This window comes from candidate division TA06 bacterium (assembly GCA_016208585.1).
Classification (GTDB): Bacteria; Edwardsbacteria; AC1; order AC1; family EtOH8; genus UBA5202.
The window spans coordinates 43398-54701 of record JACQXR010000008.1 but is presented as its reverse complement, the minus strand read 5'-3'; the positions used below and the strand labels follow the sequence as shown (position 1 = coordinate 54701).

9 protein-coding genes and 2 pseudogenes are annotated in these 11304 nt (G+C 52.5%); 1 reads left to right on the top strand and 10 read right to left on the bottom strand.

Features of this window, described 5'->3' with window-relative positions:
- The 8 genes and pseudogenes from HY768_00885 to HY768_00850 all read right to left on the bottom strand — a co-directional run.
- The coding region (locus tag HY768_00885) for a hypothetical protein (protein ID MBI4725776.1) at positions 1 to 300 on the bottom strand (300 nt) is incomplete at its 3' end.
- 148 nt (positions 301 to 448) lie between these two features.
- Positions 449 to 2497, bottom strand: coding sequence for a hypothetical protein (locus HY768_00880; protein ID MBI4725775.1), 2049 nt, complete (start codon positions 2495 to 2497; stop codon positions 449 to 451).
- 1006 nt (positions 2498 to 3503) lie between these two features.
- Positions 3504 to 3824, bottom strand: coding sequence for a nucleotidyltransferase domain-containing protein (locus HY768_00875; protein MBI4725774.1), 321 nt, complete (start codon positions 3822 to 3824; stop codon positions 3504 to 3506).
- 295 nt (positions 3825 to 4119) lie between these two features.
- Positions 4120 to 5574, bottom strand: coding sequence for a hypothetical protein (locus HY768_00870; protein MBI4725773.1), 1455 nt, complete (start codon positions 5572 to 5574; stop codon positions 4120 to 4122).
- Between the two features lie 66 nt (positions 5575 to 5640).
- The gene (locus tag HY768_00865) at positions 5641 to 6105 is read right to left on the bottom strand and encodes a hydrogenase maturation protease (GenBank protein MBI4725772.1); all 465 of its coding nucleotides are present in this window, start codon (positions 6103 to 6105) and stop codon (positions 5641 to 5643) included.
- 76 nt (positions 6106 to 6181) lie between these two features.
- Complete coding sequence (locus HY768_00860) at positions 6182 to 7018, bottom strand: FAD/NAD(P)-binding protein (GenBank protein MBI4725771.1); 837 nt, start codon at positions 7016 to 7018, stop codon at positions 6182 to 6184.
- Between the two features lie 334 nt (positions 7019 to 7352).
- Positions 7353 to 7651 (bottom strand): annotated as a pseudogene (locus HY768_00855) (four helix bundle protein).
- Positions 7652 to 7669: 18 nt separating this feature from the next.
- Positions 7670 to 8773 carry a 4Fe-4S dicluster domain-containing protein gene (locus HY768_00850; GenBank protein ID MBI4725770.1) on the bottom strand — a complete coding sequence of 368 codons (1104 nt, stop codon included), beginning with the start codon at positions 8771 to 8773 and terminating at the stop codon, positions 7670 to 7672.
- Between the two features lie 708 nt (positions 8774 to 9481).
- On the opposite strand from HY768_00850, the gene HY768_00845 reads away from it, so the two are divergent.
- A complete protein-coding gene (locus HY768_00845; protein MBI4725769.1) occupies positions 9482 to 9664 on the top strand; it encodes a hypothetical protein in 183 nt (60 codons plus the stop codon).
- Between the two features lie 122 nt (positions 9665 to 9786).
- Here the strand turns inward: HY768_00845 and HY768_00840 are convergent, their stop codons facing one another.
- On the bottom strand, positions 9787 to 10032 hold the full coding sequence (locus tag HY768_00840; protein ID MBI4725768.1) for a type II toxin-antitoxin system RelE/ParE family toxin: 246 nt from the start codon (positions 10030 to 10032) through the stop codon (positions 9787 to 9789).
- Positions 10033 to 10114: 82 nt separating this feature from the next.
- Positions 10115 to 11281: pseudogene (locus HY768_00835) on the bottom strand (IS4 family transposase).
- Between the last annotated feature and the right edge of the window lie 23 nt (positions 11282 to 11304).

The window sequence follows — 11304 nt, the reverse complement described above, 5'->3', positions numbered from 1 at the left end:
GGTGATTGAGGGCAGCACCGGCTTGTGGGGGTCGGCCGAGACGTCTATGGTGACGAAGAAATGCTCCTTGTCAAAGCTGAACAGGTGGTAGACCCCGAAGCGCTTTTTAAGCTCCCGCTCGTCCGAGCCCACGCTGACTAAATAGCGGGCCTTGGTGGTGCGGTGCAGCAGCTCCACGGCCTGGATCACGGACTGGGGCTTGACCTCCACCCACAGCTGGTCGTGAATGGACTCGGTATGGGCTATGAAACCCGGGCCAAGCTTAGCCTTAAGTAATGAAAGAATTTCCTGTTTGGTCATATTTCCTAAAAGTTTAAAAGGTTTCAAATGCTGTAAAAGTATAAATGTCAGACTGTATTATTGAGATAAGTTTGAATCCGTGGAAATCCGCGTGCCGATAATTTTTCCCGTCGTCTTGAAAAAATCATGTAAATCCTGTCTAAGGTTCCTACCGCACCAAAAACATCACCAGCATGGCCGCCGCCGCCCCGATCACCATCCACAACAAATACCACTGGGGGAATCCGCTGTGGGTGCCGGCGAATATCTCCAGGGCCTTGTGGCCCAGATAGGCCAGCGGCCGGTACAACCAGCTGTCCACGTCTAAAAGATATTTGATCTTGAACGGCCTTTTAAACTTGATCGCCGGCCACTTGGGATAGACCCCCTCCTGGGTGTATTTGCCGATGCGGATGTTGAAATTCTGCTTGAAGGTCTTGAAATAACTGTACGATGAATAGCGCACCGAGGCCGGGGATTGCACTTCGCCCGAATACCAGAGTTCTGGTGCCACCCTGCGCTTGGCTCCACCGGACCACCAGAACAATATTGCGACCAGGGCCAGCCCGGTCAGAATGATCAGCAGGAACAGGGGATTATAGAAGCCTACCAGCCCCTCGCCAAAATTTAAGCGAAGGCCTAAGAAAGCCGTATGGAAGAGCGAACCGAACTGCGGCCAGTAATCCGGGGTCAAAAGCCCGCAGGCGGCGGTATAGAGACCCTTGACTATGAACCCGGCCAGCACTCCTTCCAGGATAACCACTGCCGCCAGGATCCCTTTAGCCCAGACCATGGAGCGGGGTACGTCTTCGTTGACCCCCTTATTGTGGGGCAGGCGCTGGCCCAGAAAAGCCAGGCCGACGTATTTGATCATCACGCCGGCCAGGGTCAAGAGGCTGGTGAACAGCGCGATCAGCCCGCACAAAAGAAGGAAGGGCGTGTTGAACCCGGCGTTGATGGTGGATTGGTATATCAGCCACTTGCTGGCGAAGCCGTTAAAGGGCGGAATGCCCGAAATGCCCATGGCCGCTATCAGGGCCACGGCCGCGGTGTAGGGCATGTATTTGGCCAGGCCCCCCATCTTGTCCAGGTCGCGGTGGCCGGTCTTATATTGGAGCGAGCCGGCGGTCAGGAACAGCAGGGCTTTGAAGGCGGCGTGGTTTATCAGATGGAACAGCCCGGCCACGAGGGCCACCGTGGCCAGGGCCGGGGAGATCCGGGTCAGCATCAGGCCGGCCCCGACGGCCAGCAGGATGTATCCGATCTGGCCCACCGAGCTGAAGGCTAGCAGCCGCTTGCTGTCGTTTTGATAAAGCATGGTGAAGGTGCCGATGAACAAAGACGCCGTTCCGAAGACGACCATCACCGTGCCCCAGACATAGGAGAAGTGCGACACCGGGAGCATCCCCAAAAAGACGCGAAGTATTCCGTAGATGCCCATCTTGCTCATCACGCCGGAGAACGCCGCGCTGGCCGGGGCCGGGGCGGCCGGGTAGGCGTCCGGCAGCCAGTCGCCGAAGGGGAACACTCCGGCCTTGGTGGCGAAGCCCACGAAGAACAATAATAAGATTGTATGTAGCAGGGCCGGGTTCTCGCTGCTTAACAGGGCCATCACCGGGCGCAGGGCCTCAAAGTCGAAGGACTGCGAATAGTGATACAGGGTGTTGGCGGCGATGATGATGCCGGCGGTGCCGATGTGGGTCATCAGGAAGTACTTGAACCCGGCGTTGACGCTGCTCTTGTTGCCCCATTCGAACACCACCAGGCCGTAGCTGGTCAGGGTCATGAACTCCCAGAAGACGATGAAGAAGAACAGGTCGCGCACAAGCACCACCCCGTACATGCCCAGCAGGAACAGCAGCAGCAGCGGATAGTAGCGGGCCAGCGATTCCTTGTAATGCTTCATGTATTCTATGGAGTACAGCCCGGCCGCCCAGGAGACAATGGTGATGGCTAAAAGGAAGATGGCCGACAGCACGTCCACCTTAAGCAGGAAGGCCGCTCCCAGCCCGGCGACCGAGAACAGAGGCCGGTCAGGATTAAAAGTTCCGTTGGCCAGCACCTGGCAGGCCATGTAGCCGAAACCGGCCGCGGCCAGGGTCTGGAAGAAGAGCGAGACCCAGCCGATGCTGCGCCGGGAGTAGGGCATGGCCAGGGTAATGGCCGCGCCGGCCAGCAGCCAGCCCATGGAAAGGAGTATGATGAATTGAAGGCTCATATGTTTATCTGAATTACGGATTATTTATTACTCGATGCTATTCCCTCTCCTTTTGGGGGAGGGATCAAGGGAGGGGTCAAACTACCTCACCAGCTTTACCAGCGGCAGGCCCATCAGCGGGGCATTGCCAACCCTGGTTACAGCCTTCCTAACCTTGGTTACAACCTTGCTAACCTTGGTTATAGCCCTTCTAACCCTGGTAATAACCTTCCTAACCTAGGTAATAACCTTCCTGACCTAGGTAAGAACCCTTCTTACCTTGGTAAGAACCCTTCCGACCTTGGTAAGAACCTTCCTAACCTTGGTTAGAACCCTTCCGACCTTGGTTATAACCCTCCTAACCCAGGTAAGGACCTTTCCGGCCTAGGTAATAACCTTCCTAACATTGGTTAGAATCCTTCCGGCCTTGGTCAGAACTTTGCTAACCGTAGTTACAGCCTTCCTAACTTAGGTTACAACCTTGCTAACTTAGGTTATAACTTTACTAACCTTGGTTAGAATCTTTCCGGCCTTGGCCAGAACCTTGATAACCGTAGTTACATCCTTCCTGACCCAGGTAATAACCTTTCCGACCTAGGTAAGAACCTTTCCGACCTAGGTTAGAACCCTTCCGACCTAGGTTAGAACCCTTCCGACCTAGGTTAGAACCCTTCCGACCTAGGTTAGAACCTTGCTAACCAAGGTAAGAACCCTTCTGTCCTCGGTAATAACCTTTCCGGCTTAGGTAATAACCTTCCTAACCTTGGTTACAACCTTGCTAACTTAGGTTATAGCCTTCCTAACCTTGGTTAGAATCCTTACGGCCTTGGTCAGAACCTTGATAACCGCAGTTACAGACTTCCTAACTTAGGTCATAACCTTTCCAACCCATTCGTTCGCGAGGCACGCTCGCCTTCCCTTCGGCATTGCTCAGGGCAAGTCTGAGGGCAGGCCCTGGTTATAACCGTTCTATCCTGTTAATTTGATATTCCATTTTGGAATGTCAAGTTTCTAATTTCCACCGGCGTCAGCCATACAACACCCGCCCATCCGCAATGACGGCCTTCAGGAATGGGTCGCCCAGCCGCAGCCGGTTTTCCAGTTCCTCGCGTGTGTAGACGAAATAATCCGCTGGGACACGCTTCTCGATCAATCGCCGCACCTCCCGCATCCGCTCCCGCCTATTGGCCGGCACATCCTGTTTGATAATTAAAAAATCCAGATCGCTGTCCGGGCCAAACCCGCCTCTGGCAGCCGAGCCGAACAAAATTACTTTTTGCGCATGGTATTTCTCAACCAGCTGACCGGCTATTGATTCTATTTCTTTTTTTAGTTCTTCGTCTGACATGATTAGTACATCCTTTTGCCGCCTGTGGCGGCACCCCGCCTGCCCCGCTAAAAGCGGTGGCCAAAGGCGGTGGCAAACCTTTTTATTTTTCCTCTCCTCGCGGCTTGCTCGTCGACCTGTCCGCATTAATCCGCACAAAGCGGACGTAGGCGGAAGCCGTATGGCGCAGTCGGAAGGGTTGCCAGCCCTAAATATAAATCAGCGTAAATCCGCCTTGATTGTCCGCCCCCCATAAACCATCCGCCATAAACAAACCATTTTTCAAACATTTTCAACCTTTTAAACTGTATCGGGCTCACCTGACTAATTTCACCAGCGGCAGGCCCACCAGCGGGGCGATTACGGTCAGCGCCATCAGCGCGATCAAAATGATCTTGGAGGTCAGCGGCAGGGCGATCACCCGGTTCACTTTGGCCGAGGGCTCGCCGAAGAATACCTTGTGGGCGATGAAGAAATACCAGGCGAAGGCGATGATGATCTCGGCCACGAAAGGGATCATCAAAAATACGGCCGTCTTGCCGCCGATCTCGATCACGCCTTCCATCAAAAACAGCTTTGACCAGAAACAAGAAAGCGGAGCAATGCCGGTCGCCCCCAAAGCGCCGACGATGAAGGCGATGGAGGTCAGGGGCATGGCCTTGGCCAGGCCGCCCAGTTCGTCCATGTTGCGGGTGCCGGTGGAATAGGCGATGGCCCCCACGCAGATGAACAGCAGAGCCTTGGCCGGGGCGTGGCAGATGATGTGCAAAATGGCGCCCTGATAGCCGTAATAGCTGCCCATCACCCCCAGCCCGATGCCAAGGAAGATATAACCCAGATGGGCGATGGTGGAATAGGCCAGGAATTTTTTAAGGTCGGTCTGGAAGAAGAACAAAAACAGCGAGGCCAGCATGGTGAACACCGCGAAGGCCGCCACTAAAAGCCCCAGCCCGTAGGAAAAGCCCACGGTGGAGATGGCCACCCGGGCCATTAAATAGACCCCGGCCTTGACCATGGCCGCCGCGTGCAGATAGCAGGAGACCGGAGTGGGCGCGGCCATGGCGTTGGGCAGCCAGGCAAAGAAGACTATCTGGGAGGACTTGGCCCAGGCCGCGATCAGGAACAGGATGAAGACCAGGGTCTTCAACTGGGGAGTCAAAAGATTGATGGCGTCGAAGTCGAAGCTACCGGCGTTGACGAAGATCACTATCAGCGCGATCAGGAAGAAGATGCCCCCGAAGAAGGTCTTGATCAGGGCCTCGAACCCGGCCTCCAGGGATTCATGGTTGTGATAGTAGGATATCAGCGCCCAGGAGCAGATGGTGGTCAGCTCCCAGAAGATGAACATCTGGAGGAAGTTCGGCGAGACCGCCACCCCCACCATGGCCCCCACAAACAGCAAATGCCACAGGTAGAAACGCCGCTTGCCGCCCTCGATGGGATGGTACCTATTTTGGGGCGTTAGATAGTCACGGGCGAAAAATGTCACCGCCAGCCCGATGATGGTGGTCACTAAAAGCAGGACCGTGGACAACGGATCCAAATGCAGACCCATCACTTCAGTGCCCTGGGGCAGCCAGGGCCACCAAGGCAGGACATTGAGATGGAAGCTTTTGCCCAATCCCAGGAACACCGCCCATAGCGAGGCTGCGCAAACCAGAGAGACTATGACAGCGGCAAAGCCGTCCTGCCTTTTTTCCGGCAGCCACTGCGAGATCAGCGCCCCGGCAAAGGGCAGCAGCAACATTGTAAATAGGAGAATGGGTAACATATCTTTTATCTTTTGTTTACTATTTCCCCTTCCCTTGCGGGGAAGGGATCAAGGGTTAGGTCCGTTTTATTTGGCTGTCAGTATATCAACCAGGCTGTCTATGGTCTTCTTTATCTCCGGGCTCAGCTCTTTTCCGAATTCTATGCCCTTGGGCTGGACCCCCAGCAGCATCACCTCGGTCTTGGGGCTTTGTTCCTTAAAGAACTTGATGAACATTAAAAGCGGCAGGTTGTGGGTGGAGATGGCGATCTTCTGTCCCAGTGATTCCGGCGGCATCAGGGCCGCTTCCCCGGGCAGGCCGCCCAGGGCCACCGCGTCGGCGATCAAAAGCTTGTCCGGGGACATTTCCACCGCTTTATCAAGGAAGGCTTCCGGGATCTCCTCGGCGTCCAATAGTCTTATGCCAACCCGGCCGTTTAGCCCCGCGATCAGCGCCGGGCCGAACCCGTCGTCCCCCCTTAAGGGGTTGCCCACCCCGATGATCAGCGATCTTTCGTTCAAAGAACACAGATATTCTATCAGATCGGACATTTCGGCCCCTTATGAGCATACAATGGCGCCTCGCAATTTGGCCAATGTTCATTGCTCATTGTTCATTGTTCTCTGTTTAGAACGCCTCTTCGGCCAGCCCCTTGATCTCGGTGTAGTCGAACACCGGCCCCTCGGTGCAGACATACTTGTTCCCGATGCAACAGTGCCCGCACTTGCCTACTCCGCATTTCATGTAGCGCTCCAGGGTGGACACTATCTGTTTCTCCGGCAGACCTAATTTAAGCAGTTCGACGATCACGAACTTGATCATGATGGGCGGCCCGCAGGTGTAGACCACGGTGTTGGGGATGTCTAATTTAAGCTTGGGGAACAAAGTGGTGACCACCCCCACGTTCCCGGTCCAATCCTGGTCGGCCACGTCCACCGTCTGGATCAGTTTCAGGTCGGTTTTCTTTTCCCATTCGCTTAACTGATATTTATAGACCCGGTCGGCCGGGGTTCTGGCGCCGTAGAGGATGGTGAAATCCCGGTAGTCGGAGCGGTTATTGAATATGTGGTCTATCATGGAGCGCAGCGGCGGGAGCCCGATGCCGCCGCCGATCACTAAAACATCCTTGCCCCTGGAGTCGATCTTGTCAAGAAAGCTGTTCCCCAAGGGCCCTTTGACGCCGATCTCGTCCCCGGTCGAAAGCCGGGCCAGGGCGTTGGTCACCCTGCCGCAGGCCCGCACGGTAAAGGTCATTACCCCGGGATCTTTGGGTGAAGTGGTTAGGCCGAAGGGGGCCTCGCCGGCCCCGAACACCGAGGCCTCCACGAACTGTCCGGGCCGGGAAAGAAACAGCCTGGCCTCGTCCTGGTTCTTTATTCTGACATCGTAGGTCCGGGTATCGCCGGTCTCCTGTTTGATGTCGGTGATCTCGGCTATATAAGGTACATAAATGTTAGGGTTCATAGCTCTTCTACTTTAATTTCTAAATTCTAGATTCTAAACAATCTTAAAATACAAACTTCCAATAACTATCATTGAGTTTTTTCAACTATCGAGCCGAAGATCTTCATCAACTGCCCGGCCTCATCACAAAGAACCAGTCTTTCTTTTTCCATCTTTTCGTCATCTGTTTCAATCAGATTAAGAGTTTATCCTTAAATAAGCTTTGGGTCAGCATAAACGAGCGAAAAGGCATGTGGTGAGCCTGTCAAACCATGCCAGACGAGGAACGCGAGTGAAGCGTATCCACAGCGATACGGTGAATGAGCGTAACGTAGTATGGCGGTTTTGCAGCCGTTTATGCCCAAATTGTTATTTGAGGATAAGCTCTAAGCCAGTATCTGGACTCTTTGGCCTCCTTGCGGGATATCTTGACATGCATCAGAAAATCTTTGCGGCTCAAGGCCTCATTGGCCTCTATGTAATTGGCTCCGATAGAACCGCTGGAACGCACTAATTGTTTGATTAATTCGTTATTGATAACATCCTTTGGCAGTTTCCTTGCAAAAGCAATAACCGCCTTGGCAAATTTTAATGTCCGTCCTCAAGATCATACTGCCTGGGTTTTTCTGTTTTTGTATTTTGGCTTTCGGACATTGTTTAGGATTTCGTGTTTTAGGAATTAGGGCTTTCGGAATCCGCCTTCCGCATCCAGCGCACCACCGTGGCCATGTCCACCTCCCCGGGGCAAGTGATCACGCAGCGGCCGCAGCCCACGCAGCCGATCACCGGGTTCTTCTCCAGATAATCCATGGACAGCTTATGGTAGAACCACCGCTTCCGGCGGTCGGCTTTGGAGACCCGGGGGTTATGGCCGGAGACCTCGCGGGTGAACCCGGCAAAGTCGCAGGTATCCCAGCTGCGGTAGCGCAGGCCTTCGGTATCGGATTCCATCCTGTCGTCCACGTCAAAACAGCTGCACATGGGGCAGACGTAGATACAGCCCCCGCAGCCGATGCAGTACCCGCCGACCTTCTCCCAGAATTTCTGGTCCACCTTGCCGGCGTCCATTTTGCGCATGGCCTTGGCGAAAAAACTGACCGGCTGCTGGAAGGTCTTCTCGGCCTCGACCTCCAGCTTCCGCCGGAGCTTCATGTCGTTCTCGTCTCCGGTGCCGAACAAGGTCTTGAATTCCTTCACGAATTCTTCGCCCTTGGGGCTTCCCACTTCTGCCAGATAATATGTACCCAGATCGGTCAGCTGGATATCATAGCCCTGGGAGAGGAACGGCCCGGAGTCGGTGCAGATGCAGAAGCATTTTGGGCCGGCCTGGTTGCAGGCCAGGGTGATGAACACCGCTCGCTCCCGGCGCTTTTTATACAATGGATCCGGCAAGGGATCTCCCGATTTCCAATCGGGACCGGATTTAGCGTCCGTCCCGAAGAAGCTATCAAAATAATGGACCGCCGACATGTCGCAGGGCCGGATCCCCCAGATCACCGCCCGGGGCTGTTCCGATCCGGTCTGCAGGGTGGTTCCGTTCTTGCCCTTCTTGAAACGGAACAGCTCCTCCAGCTGCGGGAACACATAGCGCTTGGCCCCCAAAAATCCGTTGACATATTCGGGGGCCATCTGCTTGGCCGATTCTATCCGCGACAAAAAGGTGTCGCCGCTCTCTCCCTTCGCCGGAGCCCACACCTCGTTCTGGGATTTCAGCAGACTGGCGATGAGATCCGACGCCTGGGCCCTGGCCAAAGAATAAACCGTCTTTTCCGGCATATTTTTATTGCCTAAATTATTGAAATGATTGCTGACTGATTTTCACGGAATTAACCACACAAAGCACATAATTCACAAAATCACCTTTAATATGCTTACGTAAAAAATAGTGATGAGGCCCATCCATTTTGTGTTTCTTGTGCTTTTTGTGGCAAAATAAATTGGGTATTTATTTGGTAATGAACGAACGGCCCCTTGATACCGCGATCAAAAATAAAATTATGACCGTTCAGGTATATTTGGGGCACAAAAAATGAATTATTTCACAAAGAGCATAAAAAGTCAAGGGTTTTGCGAAAAAATGTGGTAGCATAATAATTATGTCGGGGTTTTGCGAAAAAATGTTGGGAATGGTATAATAGATCATTACCCCCGAAAGGGCGGCCAAGGTTGACGAAGCTACTATGCAAGAGCCGGCAAGTATTCAAACGTTTACAGAAAGCACTAAAGACTGTCAACGATGTCCTGACACCTGCCAAACGGGTAGTGACTAACGACACAGATTACCATAGACAAACGAGTGCCTTTTCGGTTATAACTCCCCTGCAATCAAGAAGGGAGCGAGTATGTGTCCCAGCGCCTATAACCAGCAGATGAGAAACTGTAAAGACAAACGACAACTTCGTTATCAGATGGTAAACTACGCCGTTGCTCACGGAGTAAAGCCAGCGGCCCGGGCCTTTCACACCAGCCCTTCGGCAGGATTTTATGAACAAGAGCCTCTCTTATCTGCTTTTCTTTAATCTGGAAAGACCCAACACCTACAAGGAAAACAAGACCCCTTGGCAACTGGCCCTTGAGAAAGTTCCGAATCTTGATAAAAGATTACTGATAATTCCCGTTGACCTCGATGCCATGCTTGAAAATAAATTGTTTTTTCCCAGGGGGTAAAATCTATTGACAAATCCCTTGTTTTCTGTAATAAACAGAGCCGCCCCGCATTCCTCCTTCGCCCCGCCTTGGCGGGGCTATGGCGGACAAGCGCGGGGCGGCTCTGTTACAAGCTGCAAATATTACTGCAATACATTTAAATAATCCCTGGCTCCGTGTATTATCCGGTGCACAAGCACATCATTCTCTTCCACCGTATAAAATACTAAATAATTCTTGACCACGATAAACCGGTATCCCATCCCTGCCAGATTAGCGTCACCGGGCGTTTGGCCCATTAACGGCTGGCCGGACAGCAAGGATAGTTGTTTCTCCATTCTTTCAGCCAGAACCTGAGCCGCGGCCGGGCTTTCGGCCATTACATACATCACCGCCTCGGTAAAGTCTTGCTCGGCCGTCCGCAGCAGGCGGACCTTATACTAATGGGAGCGTATCACTGCTGTCCCAATATTAGTCAAAGAGTACCAATTGGTTATGAAACAGGGGGTCTTGAGATTGGGGGTCGATCTCTGAAAACATCCGTAAAATGGGCTCTTTTTCAAAAAGGGATACGCTCAAAACCTGTAAAATGCTGTAGAGACTTGCCCGAAGGTTTAATCGTTTTTTTACTATGGCTACCAGCACGTAGATTGATACGGCAATCCAGATCTGCGACCTTACGGCATTATCGGAAGTGCCGTAAAACCCTTTGATGCGTAAATGTTGTTTTATCCATTTGAAGAATAATTCTACTTGCCAGCGGCATTTGTATAGCTTGGCAATTGATGTTGCCGGAAGCGTCATATTATTGGTAAGGAAGACAAACCTCTTGTTTTGTTCTTCATCATAATATCGAATCCTTCGCAACTTCTCTGGGTAGTCTTGTGATGCCTGATAATTTGCGCAGACCGCCACTTGGTCGCTCAGTATACCGGACTTTTTATCGACAGGGAGTGAATACAGTCGCCTGAGTCTGGTATTGCTTTTAGCCGGGATTACAAAGAAAGCTTGGGAACGGTGTATCTTGTAGAGTCGGGAAAAATCTAAATATCCCCGGTCTATCATATAGTAAGCGCCAGGCTCAACTGGCAACACATCAAGCACCGTTACATCATGGACGTTTCCTTTGGTAATGCTGATAAACACTGGGATGTTACCATGCAGGTCCAGCAGCGTATGCAGCTTGACCGCCGACTTGGTTTTCTTGAAATGAGCCCAGGGAAATAACGAGGCGCATAAATCTATCGTGGTCGAATCAAAAGCGTAAACCAACTCCTGCAAATCCACGCCAAACTCATCGTTGGCGTATAATGGCCGGGCCGTCTGGATCAAGACTTGAGCGAAGTCTGCATAGATACGCCAATCCCGTTGTTCATTGGCGTTCGCCAAGGTATTCCGGCATACCGCTCCCCTGATGCCGATATGGTACAACTTTGACCTCAGGGCCTACAGACAGGATTCAATATCACGGAGACTTTCCCGATACGTCAATTGGGCAAACGCCATCGTGATAAACTGACTGAGACAGGTAAATTGTTTTACTTTGTAATTGCCTCGGTATCGTTTGACGCACTTGTTGAATTCATAGAACGGCAGAAAATCCAGCAACTGTGCAAAAATAGTTTTCCCGGTATTCATTGACCACTCCTTGTTGGTAGTTG